The following is a 16,814-nucleotide window of genomic DNA, read 5'->3' as shown; positions in this document are numbered from 1 at the left end:
TTTCTGTGACTCTTCAGACCATCATTCTCGCTGCCGGGATGGGCTCGCGCCTCGGGCGCTCCCTCCCGAAGCCGCTGACCGAGCTCAACGACGGGCGTTCGATCATGCGGCAGCAGCACGACAACATCCACGCCGCTTTCGGCGACGACGTGCGCATCACGACCATCGTGGGCTATCGCGCGGAGACGATCATCGAGGCGTTCCCCGATGTGAACTACGTGCACAACGAGCGCTACGACCAGACCAACACCTCCAAGAGCCTCCTGCGCGGCCTCGCCGCCACGGGCCGCAAGGGTGTGCTCTGGATGAACGGTGACGTCGTGTTCGACCCGCGCATCCTGGGACGCGCGATCGCCTACATCGAGCGCGACCAGTCCTTCGTCACGGTCAACACCGCCAAGGTCAGCGATGAAGAGGTCAAGTACACGGTCGACACCGAGGGCTTCATCAAGGAGCTCTCCAAGACCGTCAAGGGCGGCATCGGCGAAGCCGTCGGAATCAACTACATCTCGTCCCGCGACAAGCAGGCGTTCATGCGCCAGCTGCAGCGCGTGGACGATCAGGACTACTTCGAGCGCGGGCTCGAGCTCGCGATCGTCGAGAACGGCCTGCTGCTCGAGCCGATGGACATCTCCGACCTGTACGCGGTCGAGGTGGACTTCGCCGAGGACCTGGAGCGCGCGAACCTCTTCGTCTGACGCTCCTCACGCAGAAAGAGCCCGTGCCGCGACTGCCGCGCACGGGCTCTTTCCGCATTGCGAGCGTTCTCGCAGGGCCGTCGACATAGGCTCTGCTCCATGGGGCGAAAAGAAGGCAAGGACAGGGACGACAGCACGATCCATCGGATCCACTCCCTGCCGGATGACGCGCCCTGGGCGGGCGGCCTTCCGCCCGCGGGATCCTCGGAGCACCCCGCCCACATCCGCGGCCTCGACCGCGTCCTGGCCGTGCAGCGGCCGCTCGTGCTGGCGCACATCCGCAGCATCCGGCTGCGCCACCCCGACGCGACTCCGGCGCAGATCGTCACACTGCTGGAGCGGCGCTACCTCGCCGCCGTCACGACCGGCGGTGCGGCCGTCGGAGCGACCGCGGTGATCCCGGGGATCGGCACGGGCGTGACCCTCGCCCTCTCCGGCGTCGAGACAGCAGGGTTCGTCGAGACCACGGCCCTGTTCGCCCAGTCGATCGCCGAGGTGCACGGCATCACGGTGACGAACCCCGATCGCGCGAGAGCCCTTGTGATGACCCTCATGCTCGGCAAGGAGGGGGTGGATCTGATCCGTCAGCTCGCCGGGCAGGCCGGGGGCAAGGGTGTGGGCCGGCCCGCCTACTGGGGCGAGCTCGTGACGAAGTCGCTGCCGCGCGCCGCCGTGGGGCCGCTCGCGGATCGGCTGAAGAGCATGCTGATCAAGCAGTTCGCCGGCGTGGGCGGCGCATCGTTCCTCGGGAAGGCGCTGCCTTTCGGCGTCGGTGCGGTGATCGGCGGCGCGGGGAACCATGTGCTCGGCCGCAGGGTGCTCGCCAGTTCGCATCGGGCGTTCGGCCTTCCGCCCCAGGCGCTGCCCGCGGAACTCGAACCCGTGCCGGGCGCGCGACGCATCGAGCACCGAATCGCCCGCGGTGCGCAGCTGGCAGGATCGGCCGTGGCCGGAGCGGCCGGCAGCGCCGCCCGGGGCGTCGGCTTCGTCGGCCGCAAGGCCGTGGAATCGCTGCACCGCAAGCCCGCGCCGACCTCCGCCCCGGAGGCTCCGGGACCCGAGCTGCACCCGATGGAGCCCGACCGCGACCTCTGATCGGTCCGCACAGTCGCACGCACACGCGGGTTCTGCACCATGCCCGTGGCTGCGGGGCAAGACGTCGTCCCCGCGTCGGCGCCCGCCCCTAGCGTGACGCCATGAACCGCTCCCCCGGCCCTCCGCAGCCGCTCATCCCCCCTCCGTCGTACCCCGTCCCGTGGGACGTCGACCGCCGCGACCGCACGCACCCGATGCTGACGAACCGGGGCGCGGCGGTGCAGTTCGCCCGTGTCTTCGCCCGCACCTCGCGCGATCCGGGGCGCACCCTCCTGTGGGGACATGTCGAGCACGGCGACCAGCTGGAGGTGTGCCTGTGCGACACGGACGTCGACGACGTCGTCGTCACGCTCGCCTGGTTCCGCCCCGAGGACGGGCGTGAGTACATCTGGCGATTCGTCGTGTGAACCGAGGCACGGGTCGGATCGACGAAGGACGACTGCACCGTGCCGAGCCTGTTCGGTGCTGCTCGGAGGCCGGAGTGCGACTCCGGCGTGGACGCCCCCATCGGGTCCGACGGCCTGGTGTACTCTCGAATCCCTCCCTGGGAGACCCCTGAGCACGAAGGACGGGATCATGAGCTCAGCACTGACCGGCAACAGCCGCACGACCCGCCTGGCGCTCCTCGTGGGCGTCGCCGCCGCGACCGTCGGCATCATCTACGGCTACGACTCGTCGAACATCGGCGGGGCCATGCTGTACCTCGCCAAGGACTTCCACCTCGACGCCGCCGGGCAGTCGTGGGTCACGACCACGGTCGTGATCGGCGAGATCCTCGGGGCTCTGTGCGGTGGCGCGCTCGCCAACCGGATCGGCCGCAAACCCACCATGGTCGCGGTCGCCCTGTGCTTCGCGCTGTTCTCCCTGCTGTCGGGTGTCGCCCCGTTCCTGTGGGTGCTCGTGGTCGCCCGGTTCCTGCTCGGACTGACGATCGGCATCTCGGTCGTCGTGGTCCCGGTCTTCGTGGCCGAGTCGGCGCCCACCCGCTCCCGCGGCGCGTTCCTCGTGCTCTACCAGGTCGCCACCGTGTCCGGCATCATCCTCGGTTATCTCGTGGCGATGGCGCTGGCTCCGACCGAGAGCTGGCGGTGGATGCTGGGACTCGCGGCGATCCCCGGCGTGATCATCACCCTCGTGCTGCTGCGGCTGCCCGACACGGCCCGCTGGTACGTGATGAAGGGCCGCACGGCCGAGGCACGGACGACCCTCGCCCGGATCGAGGGCCCGGAGGTCGACGTCGACGCCGAGATCGAGACGATCACCGCCGGTTTCGCGGCCGCGCACACCACGTCCTGGCTCGACCTGCTGCGCAAGCCCTTCCTGCGCGCGACGCTGTTCGTCGTAGGGCTGGGCTTCTTCGTGCAGTTGACCGGCATCAACGCGATCGTCTACTACAGCCCGCGCATCTTCGAGGCGATGGGCTTCACCGACGACATCGTCAAGCTCGGCCTCTCCGCCCTGGTGCAGGTGGCGGGCCTGGTCGCGGTGTTCATCGCGCTGCTCGTGATCGACCGGATGGGTCGCCGGCCCGTGCTGCTCATCGGCATCGGCACCATGATCCTGGCCAATCTGCTGCTGGTCATCGTCTTCGCGATCGGCGGTGGCCACTTCGACGGTGCGCTCACGATCGCCGGCTTCATCGGTCTCGTGCTGTTCACCGCGGGCTTCACCTTCGGCTTCGGATCCCTGGTCTGGGTCTACGCCGGTGAGGCCATGCCCGCACACCTGCGCTCCCTCGGTGCGAGCGTGATGCTCACGAGCGATCTCGTCGCCAACGTCATCGTGGGCGCGTTCTTCCTCACGATGCTGAACGCTCTGGGAGGCGCCGGCGCCTTCGCCGTGTTCGGGGTGATCGCGATCATCGCCTTCTTCTTCGTGGTGTGGCTGGCGCCCGAGACCAAAGGCCGTCCTCTCGAGGACATCGGTCGGTATTGGGAGAACGGCGGGCGCTGGTAATCCGGCGCGCCCGGAGCCTGCGCCCTGGGGCCACGCAGGTCCGGCATGAAAGGATCGACGCGTGAGCCATCGCGATCCGTCCTCCCCCGACGCGGGCGCCCCGCTGTCCGGCGCGGGCGTGTCGTTCGTGATGCCGGTCCTCAATGAACGCGCCTACCTCGAGCATGCCGTGGCGTCGGTCCTCGCGCAGGACGTGGAGGGACCGACCGAGCTCGTGCTGGCGCTGGGCCCGTCCTCCGACGGCACCACGGAACTGGCCGAGCGCATGGCCGCGCGCGAGCCACGACTCCGGATCGTGCACAACCCCGCCGCCGACATCCCGGTCGGGCTGAACGCCGCGATCCGCGCCAGCAGGTATCCCACCGTCATCCGTGTGGACGCGCACTCCGAGCTCTCGTCCGGATACGCCGCACGCGCGCTGGCCACCCTCGAGCGCACCGGAGCGGGGAACGTCGGCGGCGTGATGCGCGCCGACGGTCGCACACCGTTCCAGGCCGCCGTCGCCCGCGCCTACAACTCCCCGGTCGGTCTCGGCGGCGGCAGCTACCATGGCGGCACCCGGGAAGGCAGGGCGGAGTCCGCGTACCTGGGCGTCATGCGCCGTGCCGTCCTCGACGAGGTCGGGCTCTTCGACGAGTCCATCCGACGCGGTGAGGACTGGGAGCTGAACCTCCGGATCCGTCAGGCCGGGCACACGGTGTGGTTCGATCCGCAGCTCGCGGTGACGTACTGGCCGCGGGAGAGCTGGATCCGACTCGCCCGCCAGTTCCGCTCCACGGGCGCCTGGCGTGGCGAGCTGGTGCGGCGCTACGGCCGCAGCAACGGGGTGCGCTTCTTCGCGCCGCCCGCTCTGCTCGTGATCCTGGCGCTCGCGGTCGTCGTCGCAGTGCTGCAGCTGACCGGGGTGCTCACCGGCGTCGGCTCGATCGCCGCCTCCGCCGTGTATCTGCCGCTCATCGCCTATGCGCTGCTCGTCATCGCGATGGCGCTCACTCCCGCGCGCCCCACGGACCCGCCGCGCAGCCCACGAGAGCGCCTCTGGACGCTCGCCGTGCTGCCGACCATGCACCTCTCCTGGGGGCTGGGCTTCCTCATGGGGGTGCTGCGCGGCGCGCACGACACCGTCGACACCTCGCGGCTCGGCTCGCGCAACACACCGCTGCCCTGACCGGCGGGCGGATGCGCTCCGTCGAGGGCGCGGCGGCTGTCAGGCCTCCAGCCAGCCCAGGTCCAGGATCCGGTCGACCACGCGCACCGAGGCGGACCCGTCGTCGCGCCCGTTGAACTGCGCCTGCCAGGCGACGTACGCGGCCGCGTGCGCCGCCACCGCCGACACATCGGAGAGCGCCGCGACCAGCTCCTCCTGCGTCCGCAGGAGCGGCCCGGGCGCACGTGCGGCCAGGTCGAAGTAGAAGCCGCGCAGTTTGCCGCGGTAGTGCTCGAGATCCGGCACCAGGAAGTACATCGGCTTGCCCGTAGCGCTGAAGTCGAACATGACGGAGGAGTAGTCGGTGACCAGGGCATCGGCGACGAGCAGCAGCTCGGCCGTGTCGGGGTAGCCGGTGACGTCGATCACGCGGGATCCGGCCTGGTCGCGCCCCGGGCGGATCGTGCGGGAGTGCCCGCGCACGAGCACCACCGCATCGGCGGCCGCCGCGAGCGCGTTCGGATCCAGGAAGTCCACCATCTCGGAGCGGTCGTCGCGCCAGGTCGGCGCATACAGCAGCACCCGCTCGTCCTCCCCGATCCCGAGCGCCGTGCGGATGCGTGCGGCATCGCCCGTCAGGAGCACGTCGTTGCGCGGATAGCCGTCGACCCAGATCGGCTTGCGCAGGAACGCGTAGGCCTTGCGCAGCACGCGCTCCGCATAGGGGTTCTGCGCGAGCAGCACGTCCCAGCGCCGCGACTCGCGGATGACCGCGAGCCAGCGCCGGGGGTGCAGCCCAGGGCGGTGCAGAGCCAGGCGCTTGAGCGGGGTGCCGTGCCAGGTCTGCAGCACGCGCTGGCCGGGCTTGCGGTCGAAGCGCCGGCGCAGCCAGTCGTTCACGACGAGCAGCCGCGCGTCCGCGCGCGCCCGCCACCACTCCGGCGACCCTTCGACGACCGCGATCGCTCCCTCGGGCACCGGGACGGACAGGTCCACGACGCTCCAGTACCGGACCACACCGGGTGCGCGTCGCGCGAGCTCGCGGTCGATCGCACCGGGATTGCAACCACTGGACTGCCCGTAGAAGGCCTCGAAGAACACCGCGTTCTCGCGGGCGCCGGGCAGTGCCGCATAGCGACCCTCCAGCGCGAGGCGGCCCTCGGCGGTCTCGTAGGCGGGATCGATCGGCGGCGCGATGCGCACCGCCCCGCCCGCAGCGGCCACACGGAGTCCGGCCAGCAGCGTGCTCTCGATCTCGAGGTCGTCGACCGGAACTCCGTCCACGGTGACGGCGTAGTCCCCGCTCGGCAGCGGAAGCTCGGCCCCGCCCCATCGCGAGGCCCGCAACGGGAGCGTGGCGTTCCAGGTGTCCGGACCGTCCTCGGCGATGCGCGCGGTCACGACGGCACGGCGGCCGGCGAGCTCGACCTCGCCCGGCGCGGAGCCCTCCCCCGTGACAAGCAGCGCCTGCCGCTCCTCATCGACGCGGATGGACGTGACGCGGGGGGTCGTCATGCGGTTCCCTTCGGGGCGGGGGTAGGAGATGCGCGGGTCGTCGCGGCGGGGACCAGCACGGCCCGGCCGGTGGCCGCGCCGGTGCGCGCGAGGATCGCGGCGAGCACCCGTGCGGTGTTGCCGCCGTCGCGGTGCGCGTGCATGTGCGCGCTGAGATCTCGGGAGAGGCCGGACCGGCGCTCGAACTCCGCGCCGTCCTCCAGGGTCGCCTGCAGCTGCGCCGCGGCGGCGGTCCAGTCCGCGGCGGGGTCGGGGCCGGCGACCTCGGCGTAGTCGCCGTAGAAGCCGCGCGAGGTCGCATACGCGACCGGATCGGGGGCGAGGTAGATCACCGGCATGGCGAGCAAGCCGACGTCATAGGCCATCGACGAGTAGTCGGTCACGAGCACATCGATCGCCGGCAGCACCGGCGTGATGTCGGGCACGAGAGCCGAGCCGATCGCCCGAACGCGCTCCGAGGGCACGGGAGGGCGGTACTCGCCCTCGCCCAGCGGATGCGAACGCACCAGCAGCACGCTGTCGGTGCGTTCGAGGACCTCGAGGATCCGCTCCCACTCCGCCTCGCTCGGCACGGCGGGGTCGGGGGCGCCGTCGCGCCACGTCGGCGCGTACAGCACCACACGGGCGCCGTCGGCGATCGCGCCGACCGCGGCATCGCGGCGCGCGACCGCATCGGCGCGACGTCGGGCTGCGTCCCCGGTGGAGAGCACGTCGACGCGCGGTTCGCCGGTGACGAGCACCTGCTGCACGCCCAGCCCGAAAGCCGACTCCAGGCGCCCTCGGGAGCGGTCGGACGCCGCGGGCAGCACGCGGATGCGGCGACTCTGGGCACGGTAGAGCAGCCCGAGCAGCTTCTGCAGCGGCACGAAGCCGGGCAGGAACGCGCTCTGCACGGTCGCCGGGGAATCGAGCCCGATGCGCTTGAGCGGGATCCCGTGCCAGAGCTGGACGAGGTAGGCGCCCGATGTCGCATAGCGGTTGACGTCGCCGAATCCGTGGGTGACGACGACCACGCCGGCACGAGCCGTGGCCCACCAGCCGCGAAGTCCGTTCTTCGGGATCGCGCGGATGCCGAAGGCTGCGGCGTCGCGCTGCTCGCGCTCGGATCCGGTGAGCCAGAGCGGCTGCAGACCCGCTTCGGTCGCGGCCCGCCAGAGAGCGAGGGCTCCGTCGCCGATCCCCGCGCCGCAGCCGATCACCCAGCCCTGCCCGCGCGGGACCAGCAGCGTCCCCACGCGGCCGAGCAGATAGAGCGGGATCCTCAGCAGCTTGCCGGCGTTGCCCGCACGGAAGGAGAAGGACGCCACCCCGCGAGCCTACCTGTCGGCGGGGCAGACGAGGAAAGCCGGCGCGGCGTCGGCGGAGCCAGGAGCAGAAGGAGCGCGGCGTCGGCGGAGCCGAAGACGTGGTTGCCCCGCACACGCGAAGGACGCCACCCGCGATGTGCTGCGAGGTGGCGTCCTTCGTCGGATGCAAGATCCCGGTCGAGTGGGAGCGATGTCCCGATCAGAGGAGGCGGGTCACTGGGACAGGGTGCCCAGCGTGACCTTGATGTCCTGCGACTTCCCGTCGCGGTTCACCGTGAGGGTCGCGGAGCTGCCGCCGGCGACCGAGCGGACCTGCGCCGTGAGGTCGCTGGCGTCGGTGATCGGGTTTCCGTTGAAGCCCGTCACCACGTCGCCGGCCTGGATGCCCGCGTTCGCCGCGGCTCCCCCGCTGGTGACCGAGGCGATCGCCGCGCCCACGACCGTGGCGCCCTTCTGGCCGCTCGCGTCCTGCACCGTCGCACCGAGCAGGCCGTGCGTGGCCTTGCCGTCCGCGATGATGTCGTTCGCGATGCGCTTGGCGATGTTCGAGGGGATCGCGAAGCCGACGCCGATGTTGCCCGACTGCCCCGACGAGGAGGACGAGGATCCTGCGCTCGCGATCGCGACGTTCACGCCGATGAGCTTGCCGTTGCTGTCCACGAGCGCACCGCCCGAGTTTCCGGGGTTGATCGCGGCATCGGTCTGGATCACCGAGATCGAGATCGTCGCCGCCGCGCTCTGGGAGCCGGATCCGCGGCCGGGGATGTCGAACTGGAACGGCTGCTGCGAGCCGTCCTGGTTCGGGGTCTGCTGCTGGTCTCCGTTGGAACCCTGCGACGGGGCGGCGGATGACTGGATCTGGATGCTGCGGTTGAGCGCGCTGACGATACCTGTCGTGACCGAGTTGGACAGACCCAGCGGCGCACCCACGGCGACCGTCATCGATCCGACGTTGAGCTTGGACGAGTCGGCGAACTCCATCGGGGTCAGGCTCGAGCCGTCCTTGACCTGGATGACCGCCATGTCGTAGGTCGCGTCGATTCCGACGACGGTGGCGTCGAGGATCCGACCGTCCGAGGTGGTCACCTTGATAGTGGGGTTGGAGACCTCGCCGTCCAGCGTCACCACGTGCGCGTTGGTGAGGATGTGGCCCTCCTTGTCGAGCACGATGCCCGATCCGGATCCCGCGGCGCTGGATCCGGAGACCTCGATCGTGACCACGGAGGGCACGGCCTTGGCGGCGATCGCGGTGGCCTCCGACACGGACTCCGGGTTGTTCACCGTGACGGTGCTCGGGCCGGTGCTCGTCTTGGTCGACGAGGAGTTCGATGCGGTGAGCGAGCCGTACCCGACGGCTCCACCGACGCCGGCGATGCCCCCGACGAGAGCCGCGGCGATGATGATCGCGGCGATCTTGCCACCGCCGACGCCGCTCTTGACCTTGTGCTCCGCGACCGGGGCCGCCGTCGCGGCGGTGCCGAACGCGGCACCGGCGTGTGCGCCGGGGTGCCCGGGATTCACGGGTTGCGTCGGCTGCGCCTGCTGCGGCATCGCAGAGGCGACGGTGGGCGGGATCGGCGCGGTGGGCGCCGTGACTCCGTCCGGGATGGGGGTGCCCGGGGTGGGCACGGGGGTGGACGAGAACGACGGGGGCACGGAGTGTCCGGCGTCGGGGTGAGGCGTCTGCTCGTTCATGTCTGCTCCTTTTGAACCTTGCCCTTACAGACTGACGGCCGTTTCTGTGTTTTTCTTATGCCCGCTGGGAGATTCCGCTATGGCGTTACCCTGGGCGGCATGGGAATCCTGCCTGGCGCCTGGCGCCGCACGGCGGCCGGCGCCGGACTGCTCTCCGCAGCCGGCGAGGTCGCCCCTACCATCTTCGCCGAGATCTCCGCACTCGCGGGCCGTACGGGGGCGATCAACCTCGGGCAGGGGTTCCCCGATGAAGACGGTCCGGCCGAGGTGCTCGAGACCGCCCGCGCCGCGATCCTCGGCGGCGCGAATCAGTACCCGCCCGGACGCGGCGTGCCTGACCTGCTGCAGGCGATCTCCGAGCATCAGCGGCGCTTCTACGGCCTGGACGTCGATCCGGACCGGGAGATCGTCGTGAGCGCGGGTGCCACAGAGGCCATCGCCGCGGCTCTGCTCGCACTCGTGGACGGCCCTGAGGACGAGATCGTGGTGTTCGAGCCGTTCTACGACTCCTATGCCGCGATCGCGGCGTTGAGCGGCGCCACCCTGCGCACCGTGCCGCTGCACCTGCCCGACTTCCAGCCCGATCCCGACGAGCTCGCGGCGGCGATCACGGATCGCTGCCGGGTGATCCTCGTGAACGACCCGCACAATCCCACCGGCGCCGTGCTGAGCGAGGCCGTGCGTACCGAGATCGTGAGACTCGCGCACGAGCACGATGCCGTCATCATCACGGACGAGGTGTACGAGCACCTCGCCTTCACCGCCCCGCACGTCCCGATCGCCACCCTGCCCGGCGCGGCCGAGCGCACGCTCACGATCTCCTCGGCGGGCAAGACGTTCTCGGTGACCGGGTGGAAGATCGGCTGGATCCACGGGCCCGCCGAGCTGATCACCGCGGTGCTCAGCGTCAAGCAGTTCCTCACCTACGTCAACGGCGGGCCGTTCCAGCCTGCGGTGGCCGCGGGGCTGCGCCTGCCCGACGCGTTCTTCACCGACGCGGCGGAACGGCTGCGTGCGAAGCACGACCTCCTCGCGGAGGGCTTGGCGGCGGCCGGTTTCGAGGTGCATCGCCCGGACGGCGGCTACTTCACGGTCGCCGACGCCACCGCGATCGGCGGGGCGGACGCGGACGCGTTCTGCCGGACGCTGCCGGAGCGGATCGGCGTCGCCGCGATCCCGCTCACCGCGTTCGTGCGCCCCGAGCATCGTGACGCGTACCGCGGCCTGGTGCGCTTCGCCGCATGCAAGCGCCCCGAGGTGATCGCGGAGGCGGCGGAGCGCCTGGCGGGACTGCGCGCCGGGGTCTGACGGGCGTCAGCGCGGCACGACCCGGTAGCGGCGCAGCCGCAGCACCGGGTTGATCTCGCGCGTGCGGGCGACGAGCGCCGGGTCCAGCTCGGCCACGGCCACCCCCTCCCCCGTGCCGACGCCGGCGACCGTGACGCCCTGCGGGTCGATCACGGCGGAGTGCCCCACGCCGACCGGCGTCGGGTGGTCCGCGGCGACGACGTAGGCGGTGCTCTCGATCGCGCGCGCCGCCAGCAGCGTGGTCCAGTGGTGCTCCTTGAGCGGGCCGCGCACCCACTCCGCGGGCACGACGAGCGCCTCCGCGCCGGCGTCGACGAGGGTGCGCGCGACCTCGGGGAAGCGCAGGTCGTAACAGGTCATCAGCCCGAACGTGAGGCCGTCGACGACGAAGGTCGCCGCATCGCCGGCCTCTCCCGCCTCGATCCAGCGCGACTCGGACTGCCCGAAGGCGTCGTACAGGTGCTGCTTGCGATAGACGGCGAGCAACCCCGCGCCGTCCACCGCCACGAGGGCGTTGCGGATGCGTCCGGCGCTCGCACGCTCGACCAGACCCGCGACGATCACGACCCCGTGCCGGCCCGCGAGCTCCCGCAGACACCCGGTGAACGCGTCGTCCAGCTCCTCCGCGTTCGCGGCGAGCGTCTCGTCCAGCGGATCCACGAAATAGCTGGAGTACTCCGGCAGCACGACGAGCCGCGCCCCGCGGCCGGCCGCCTGCGCGACGAGGTCCCCGATCCTCTCCCGGTTCGCCGCACGATCGGCGACAGGCGCGAACTGGCACACGGCGACGGAGACGGCGGTCATCGCTCCATCATCCCGCACCCTGACCGGTCGGGAATCCGCGCGCCCGGAGTGGCCGGAACCCGCGACCGCCGCCGTCGGCGGGAGGACAATGGAAGCACTGGCCCGCGGCACGTCACCGGAGCCGGAGGAGGCGGTCCCCATGACCCCGCTCATCATCATCTCCGTCGCCGTGATCCTCGCGATCATCGTCTTCTTCATGGCGGCTCGGATCGTCCGGCAGTACGAGCGCGGCGTGGTGCTGCGCTTCGGCCGGCTGCACAACGTGCGCGAGCCGGGGATCCGGTTCATCTTCCCGATCGTGGACGTGCTCATCCCGGTCTCGCTGCGGATCGTGACGATGCCGATCCAGTCGCAGGGCATCATCACCAAGGACAACGTCACGGTCGGCGTCTCCGCGGTGGCGTACTACCGGATCATGGATCCGGTGAAGTCGGTCATCGCGATCGAGAACGTGCGGGCGGCGATCGACCAGATCGCGCAGACCACCCTGCGGCGCGTCGTGGGCCAGCACCACCTCGACGAGATCCTGTCCGACACCGCCGCGCTCAACGCGAACATCCGCGAGATCCTCGACGTCACCACGGTGGACTGGGGCGTGGAGGTGACCCTCGTCGAGCTGAAGGACATCCTGCTCCCCGACACGATGAAGCGCGCGATGGCGAAGCAGGCCGAGGCCGAGCGCGAGAAGAGGGCGAAGATCATCGCCGCGGAGGGCGAGGCTCTCGCCGCCGCCCAGCTGGGCACCGCGTCCGACACGATGATGTCGCACCCGCTCGCCCTGCAGCTGCGCACGCTGCAGACGCTGGTCGAGATCGGCGTGGACAAGAACACGCTGGTGATCGCCCCGGCGCCGCTCGTGAACTCGATCGGCGACGTGATGAACATGATCGACCGGGAGGCCGCTGTCGCGCAGATGCGCGCGCACTGAGCGGGCGGGAGGGCGGCGCCCTGGCGCCGCCCTCCCGGGTCGTCATGCGACGGGTTCGAGCGCCGGGTAGTCGATGTAGCCCTCTGCCGTATCGCCGTAGAACAGCTCGGGTCGCGGCGTGTTGAGCGAGGCGTCCTGCGCCCAGCGGGCCGCCAGGTCGGGGTTGGCGATCACGGGCCGACCGACGGCGACCGCGTCCGCCCAGCCCTCGGCGACGAGCGTCTCCGCCTCCTCCTTGACGGTCACGTCCGCGAAACCGGAGTTGACGATGAGCGGCGTGCCGGCGGTGCGGCGGAGGTGCTGAACGATCTCCGCCGTGGGCTGCGCGTAGAGGACGTCGATGAACGCGAGGTCCAGCGGGGCCAGCCCCTGGGCGACCGCCGTGTACGTGGCCCGGGCGTCCGCGTCGTCCTGCTCGAGAACGCCCTGGATGTTGTGCTGGGGCGACAGCCGGATCCCGGTCCGCTCCGCGCCCACCGCGTCGGCCACGGCACGCGTGACCTCGACGGCGAAGCGGGCGCGGTTCTCGGGAGAGCCGCCGTACCCGTCCTCACGGGTGTTGGAGGCGGGAGAGAGGAACTGATGCACCAGGTAGCCGTTCGCGCCATGCACTTCCACCCCGTCCATGCCGGCGGCGATCGCGTTGCGCGCCGAATCCGCGAACTGCGCCACCACCGCCGTGATCTCCTCTTCGGTCAGCGCGTGAGCGACCGGGAGCTCGGCCTTGCCGTGGGGGGTGCGCGTCTCCCCCGGCGCGGCGAGGGCACTGGGGCCGACCACGCGCGGCTCACCGGAGATGTCAGGGTGGGAGATCCGGCCGCCGTGCATGAGCTGCATCACGATCGTGCCGCCCGCCGCGTGCACGGCATCGGCGATCCGACGCCAGCCGTCGATCTGCGCGGGGGTCACGATGCCCGGCTGTCCCGGGTAGGACTTGCCCTCGGCGGACGGCCAGGTGCCCTCAGTGAGGATGAGGCCCTGTCCGGACCGCTGCCGGTAGTACTCCTCCATTGTCGCCGTGGGCACCCCGTCCTCCCGGGCGCGGGTGCGGGTGAGGGGCGCCATGACCACGCGGTTGGACAGCTGCAGGGCGCCGAAGACGGCGGGTTCGTAGAGATTCACAACGGGGGGTAAGGCGCGGTGTGCGCACGGTATTCCGGATTCGACACGCGGATCATCGGAACGCCGGATCCCGCCCTCGGCGCGACGCACGATCGTCGCATGACGAAGGCCCCCTGATCAGATTTCCCTGATCAGGGGGCCTTCTCTTGTTGCGGGGACAGGATTTGAACCTGCGACCTCCGGGTTATGAGCCCGGCGAGCTACCGAACTGCTCCACCCCGCGGCACAAGGAATAGCCTAACACGGGATCTCGCAGTGCGCGAATCGAGCGCTACTTGGTGGTGCTGCTGCCGCTCCCCTCGAGCGCAATCAGCCGGTTCACGGCGTCGGTGAGCTTCTGGTCCTGCACGGCGAACTCCGAGAGATTCCCCGCCTTCAGCGCGGCGTCACGGGCGACCATGGCCGCCTTCGCATCCGACAGGGCCGCCTGGAACGCCGCGTCGCCGGTGGGTGGCGTGGTGCCGGTTCCCGTTCCGGGGGTCGGCGTGGGCGTGGGCGTGATGTTGTTGTCGCCGCCTGCGGCGCCCGAGTCACCGCCGAACAGCTGATCCAACGCCTCGGTGAGCGTGTCGGCGAAGGCGATCTTGTCGCCGAACGCGACGAGGATCTTCTGCAGACGCGGCACCTGCGTGCCACCCGACGACTGCACGAACACCGGCTGCACGTACAGGAACCCGCCTCCGACGGGCAGCGTCAGCAGGTTACCGTGAGTCACCTTCGACTGCCCCTGCTTGAGCAGGTTGAGCTGCTGGCCCACGGTGGGATCCGAGTCGAACGAGTTCTGCACCTGGCCGGGGCCTGGCACCGTGGTGTCCGCGTCGATCTCCAGCATGCGCAGCTTGCCGTAGGAATCCGACTTCTTCCCCGCGGTCGAGCCCGCGTCGGCATCGACCGACAGATAGCCCATCAGCACGTTGCGGCTGTTCGACCCCTGCGAGGCGGGGATGAAGCTCGTGTACATGGAGAACTGGGACTGATCCTGTCCCGGCATCTTCATGGTCAGGTAGTACGGCGGCTGCAGTTCGGGGTTGGCCGAATCGCTCTGCGGGTCGTTCGGGGTCTCCCAGAGGTTGTCCTGCCGGGCGAACGAGGCGGCATCGTTGACGTGGTAGGTGCCGAGCATCGCGCGCTGCACCTTGAACAGGTCGGTCGGATAGCGCACGTGGCTCATGAGCTGCGCCGACATGTCGCTGATCGGCTTGAGGGTCTGCGGGTAGATCTTCTGCCAGGTCTTCAGCACCGGGTCGGTCGGATCCCACGCGTACAGCGTGACCTTGCCGTCATAGGCGTCGACGGTGGCCTTGACCGAGTTGCGGATGTAGTTGATGTCGTCCGTCACGAACCCGGGCTGCGTGTTCACCGAGTCGCTGATGGCCTTGGGCAGATTGACCGTGGTCGAGTACGGGTAGCTCGAGCTCGTGGTGTAGCCGTCCACGATCCAGACGATCCGACCGTCCACGATGCTCGGGTACGGGTCGCTGTCCAGCGTCAGGTACGGCGCCGCCTTCTGCACGCGGGTCGCCGGATCCCGGTCGTACAGGATCTGCGAGTCCGCGTTCACGCTCTCCGAGAAGAGGATCTGCTCGGACTGGAACTTCAGCGCGTACAGCAGCTTGGCGAAGAAGTTGCCGATGCGCGGGCCGCCGTCACCCGTGAAGGTGGTCTTCGTCTGGTTCTCGCTCGAGTCCTGCCCGCGCGGGTAGTCGATCTCGACCGGAGAGGTGCCCTTCGGAGCCCCCACGATCGAGTACGCCGGCGAGTTCTCGCCGAAGTACACCCGCGGCTCGAACTTCTCGGTGCTGGTGAGCGCCCCGGACGTCGGGATGCCGCGCTCCAGGAACACGGGCTCGCCGTCATCCGTGCGCTTGTTGCCCGCCGCGGCCACGAGCCCGTAGCCGTGCGTGTAGACCAGGGTGCTGTTGTTCCAGGTGGGGCTGGGGATCCGGCCGGTGTCGATCTCACGGACCGCGACGACGGCATCCTGCGTCTTGCCGTCGAGCGTGTAGCGGTCGACGTCGAGCTTCGACGGGAACTTGTAATAGCTGCGGTACTGCTCGAGCTGCTGGAACGTCGGGCCGATCACGTTCGGATCCATGATCCGGATCGATGCCGTCGTGTCGGCGTCGCTGCGCAGCTGCCCGGACTCGGCCGTGGTCTGCGCCTTGAACGGAGTGGTCTCCACACCGTCGATGCCGTACGCGGCCTTCGTCGCCTTCAGGTTCCGCTCGTAGTACTGCGCCTGCAGCTGGTTCTGGTTCGGCTTCACCTGGAAGGTGTTCACCGCCCACGGGTAGGCGATGCCGAGCACGAGGGCCGCCACGATGAGCAGCGCCGTCGCCGCCAGCGGGAAGCGCCAGCGCCCGATCACCGCGGTGACGAAGAACAGCACGGCCACGAGCGCGGCGATGATCGCCAGGATCGACAGACCCGGGATCACGGCGTTCACGCCCGTGAAGGCCGCGCCCGTGATCTTGTCCTCGGTGGTCGTGAGCGTCTTGTACCGGTCCATCCACAGGCTCACCGCCTGGGTCAGCAGATAGACGCCGGCGATGACGGCCAACTGCACGCGCGCCGCCTTGGAGATGCGCAACTCGCCCTGGCCGATCCGCACCGAGCCGTACAGATAGAGCACGAGCGCCGACACCAGCAGGCAGAGGATCAGCACCGCGGAGATGAAGCCGAGCAGCGCCTCGTAGAACGGCAGGTCGAACAGGTAGAAGCCGGTGTCCAGGTGGAACTGCGCGTCCTTCTGGCCCGTCGCCGTCCCGTTGGCCCACTGCCAGACGGTCTCCCACTGTCCCGCGGCGGCGAAGCCGGCGAACAGGCCGAAGAAGACCGGCATCCCCCACATCGCCAGGCGACGCAGCGGCTCGACGACCTCCTGGTACCGATCCAGCTGCGAGCTCAGCCGCACGTAGACGGGCCGCATCCGGTACGCGAGCTGGATGGCGATGAACATCGGCGCCGCCATGCCCAGGAAGCCGACCACGAACATCGTGGCGGTCGCGATCCAGCGGGTGGTGAGCACGCCGGCGAAGTTCAGCTGGTCATACCAGAGGAAGTCGGTGTACATCGTCGCGAACACGAAGAACGCGGCGATGAGCACGGCGAGGATCACCACCGTCGCGAGGACGATGCGTCGGGCAGTACGGGGCGCGGCCGGTGCGGGTGAGGTGGTCACGGTCCCATCCTAGGTCGGGCACTTTGGCGAGTCCCCGAGCCGTGCGCGTACCGGCTTC

The 16,814-nt window shown here is 70.2% G+C and carries 13 protein-coding genes and 1 tRNA gene; 7 read left to right on the top strand and 7 right to left on the bottom strand.

Annotated elements, in window-relative coordinates; translation table 11 throughout:
- The first annotated feature begins 5 nt into the window (after window positions 1-5).
- The 5 genes from ACFWCK_RS19010 (at window position 6) to ACFWCK_RS18990 (ending at window position 4,917) form a co-directional block, all read left to right on the top strand.
- Window positions 6-698: an NTP transferase domain-containing protein gene (locus ACFWCK_RS19010; protein ID WP_233311916.1), complete on the top strand. Its 693-nt coding sequence runs from the start codon at window positions 6-8 to the stop codon at window positions 696-698.
- Between the two features lie 99 nt (window positions 699-797).
- Window positions 798-1,793: a hypothetical protein gene (locus tag ACFWCK_RS19005; RefSeq protein ID WP_378807326.1), complete on the top strand. Its 996-nt coding sequence runs from the start codon at window positions 798-800 to the stop codon at window positions 1,791-1,793.
- 101 nt (window positions 1,794-1,894) lie between these two features.
- Window positions 1,895-2,200 carry a hypothetical protein gene (locus ACFWCK_RS19000; protein ID WP_378807325.1) on the top strand — a complete coding sequence of 102 codons (306 nt, stop codon included), beginning with the start codon at window positions 1,895-1,897 and terminating at the stop codon, window positions 2,198-2,200.
- 169 nt (window positions 2,201-2,369) lie between these two features.
- The gene (locus ACFWCK_RS18995) at window positions 2,370-3,749 is read left to right on the top strand and encodes a sugar porter family MFS transporter (RefSeq protein ID WP_233311928.1); all 1,380 of its coding nucleotides are present in this window, start codon (window positions 2,370-2,372) and stop codon (window positions 3,747-3,749) included.
- A gap of 130 nt (window positions 3,750-3,879) precedes the next feature.
- Entirely contained in the window at window positions 3,880-4,917 is a 1,038-nt protein-coding gene (locus ACFWCK_RS18990; RefSeq protein ID WP_378807402.1) for a glycosyltransferase family 2 protein, read from the top strand.
- A gap of 39 nt (window positions 4,918-4,956) precedes the next feature.
- Here the strand turns inward: ACFWCK_RS18990 and ACFWCK_RS18985 are convergent, their stop codons facing one another.
- The 3 genes from ACFWCK_RS18985 to ACFWCK_RS18975 form a co-directional block, all read right to left on the bottom strand.
- Window positions 4,957-6,411 (bottom strand): CDP-glycerol glycerophosphotransferase family protein, encoded by a 1,455-nt coding sequence (locus ACFWCK_RS18985; protein WP_378807324.1) that lies wholly within the window; start codon window positions 6,409-6,411, stop codon window positions 4,957-4,959.
- The gene (locus ACFWCK_RS18980) at window positions 6,408-7,718 is read right to left on the bottom strand and encodes a CDP-glycerol glycerophosphotransferase family protein (RefSeq protein ID WP_378807322.1); all 1,311 of its coding nucleotides are present in this window, start codon (window positions 7,716-7,718) and stop codon (window positions 6,408-6,410) included. Before ACFWCK_RS18980 ends, ACFWCK_RS18985 begins: the two co-directional genes overlap by 4 nt.
- A gap of 213 nt (window positions 7,719-7,931) precedes the next feature.
- Window positions 7,932-9,413 (bottom strand): S1C family serine protease, encoded by a 1,482-nt coding sequence (locus ACFWCK_RS18975; RefSeq protein ID WP_378807321.1) that lies wholly within the window; start codon window positions 9,411-9,413, stop codon window positions 7,932-7,934.
- A 99-nt stretch (window positions 9,414-9,512) separates the two neighbouring features.
- Here ACFWCK_RS18975 and ACFWCK_RS18970 point away from each other — a divergent pair, with 99 nt between their 5' ends.
- A complete protein-coding gene (locus tag ACFWCK_RS18970) occupies window positions 9,513-10,721 on the top strand; it encodes an aminotransferase class I/II-fold pyridoxal phosphate-dependent enzyme (RefSeq protein WP_378807320.1) in 1,209 nt (402 codons plus the stop codon).
- A gap of 6 nt (window positions 10,722-10,727) precedes the next feature.
- Here ACFWCK_RS18970 and ACFWCK_RS18965 read toward each other — a convergent pair whose 3' ends face one another.
- Complete coding sequence (locus ACFWCK_RS18965; RefSeq protein WP_378807319.1) at window positions 10,728-11,525, bottom strand: carbon-nitrogen hydrolase family protein; 798 nt, start codon at window positions 11,523-11,525, stop codon at window positions 10,728-10,730.
- 139 nt (window positions 11,526-11,664) lie between these two features.
- Here ACFWCK_RS18965 and ACFWCK_RS18960 point away from each other — a divergent pair, with 139 nt between their 5' ends.
- A complete protein-coding gene (locus ACFWCK_RS18960; protein ID WP_233311939.1) occupies window positions 11,665-12,453 on the top strand; it encodes a slipin family protein in 789 nt (262 codons plus the stop codon).
- 42 nt (window positions 12,454-12,495) lie between these two features.
- On the opposite strand, the gene ACFWCK_RS18955 is transcribed toward ACFWCK_RS18960, so the two are convergent.
- The 3 genes from ACFWCK_RS18955 to ACFWCK_RS18945 form a co-directional block, all read right to left on the bottom strand.
- Window positions 12,496-13,575: an alkene reductase gene (locus ACFWCK_RS18955; protein ID WP_378807318.1), complete on the bottom strand. Its 1,080-nt coding sequence runs from the start codon at window positions 13,573-13,575 to the stop codon at window positions 12,496-12,498.
- 149 nt (window positions 13,576-13,724) lie between these two features.
- Window positions 13,725-13,798, bottom strand: a tRNA-Met gene (locus ACFWCK_RS18950).
- A 48-nt stretch (window positions 13,799-13,846) separates the two neighbouring features.
- Complete coding sequence (locus tag ACFWCK_RS18945; RefSeq protein WP_378807317.1) at window positions 13,847-16,756, bottom strand: UPF0182 family protein; 2,910 nt, start codon at window positions 16,754-16,756, stop codon at window positions 13,847-13,849.
- Between the last annotated feature and the right edge of the window lie 58 nt (window positions 16,757-16,814).

The organism is Microbacterium sp. NPDC060117, from assembly GCF_042729315.1.
Classification (GTDB): Bacteria; Actinomycetota; Actinomycetes; order Actinomycetales; family Microbacteriaceae; genus Microbacterium.
This window is presented reverse-complemented; position numbering and strand designations above follow the sequence as displayed.

Excerpts from the sequence above, each read along its gene's own strand:
- ACFWCK_RS18985 (WP_378807324.1), bottom strand. The coding sequence starts at position 6,411 with ATGACGACCCCCCGCGTCACGTCCATCCGCGTCGATGAGGAGCGGCAG.
- ACFWCK_RS18970 (WP_378807320.1), top strand. The coding sequence starts at position 9,513 with ATGGGAATCCTGCCTGGCGCCTGGCGCCGCACGGCGGCCGGCGCCGGA.
- ACFWCK_RS18960 (WP_233311939.1), top strand. The coding sequence starts at position 11,665 with ATGACCCCGCTCATCATCATCTCCGTCGCCGTGATCCTCGCGATCATC.
- ACFWCK_RS19000 (WP_378807325.1), top strand. The coding sequence starts at position 1,895 with ATGAACCGCTCCCCCGGCCCTCCGCAGCCGCTCATCCCCCCTCCGTCG.
- ACFWCK_RS18990 (WP_378807402.1), top strand. The coding sequence starts at position 3,880 with ATGCCGGTCCTCAATGAACGCGCCTACCTCGAGCATGCCGTGGCGTCG.
- ACFWCK_RS19005 (WP_378807326.1), top strand. The coding sequence starts at position 798 with ATGGGGCGAAAAGAAGGCAAGGACAGGGACGACAGCACGATCCATCGG.
- ACFWCK_RS18975 (WP_378807321.1), bottom strand. The coding sequence starts at position 9,413 with ATGAACGAGCAGACGCCTCACCCCGACGCCGGACACTCCGTGCCCCCG.
- ACFWCK_RS18965 (WP_378807319.1), bottom strand. The coding sequence starts at position 11,525 with ATGACCGCCGTCTCCGTCGCCGTGTGCCAGTTCGCGCCTGTCGCCGAT.
- ACFWCK_RS18995 (WP_233311928.1), top strand. The coding sequence starts at position 2,370 with ATGAGCTCAGCACTGACCGGCAACAGCCGCACGACCCGCCTGGCGCTC.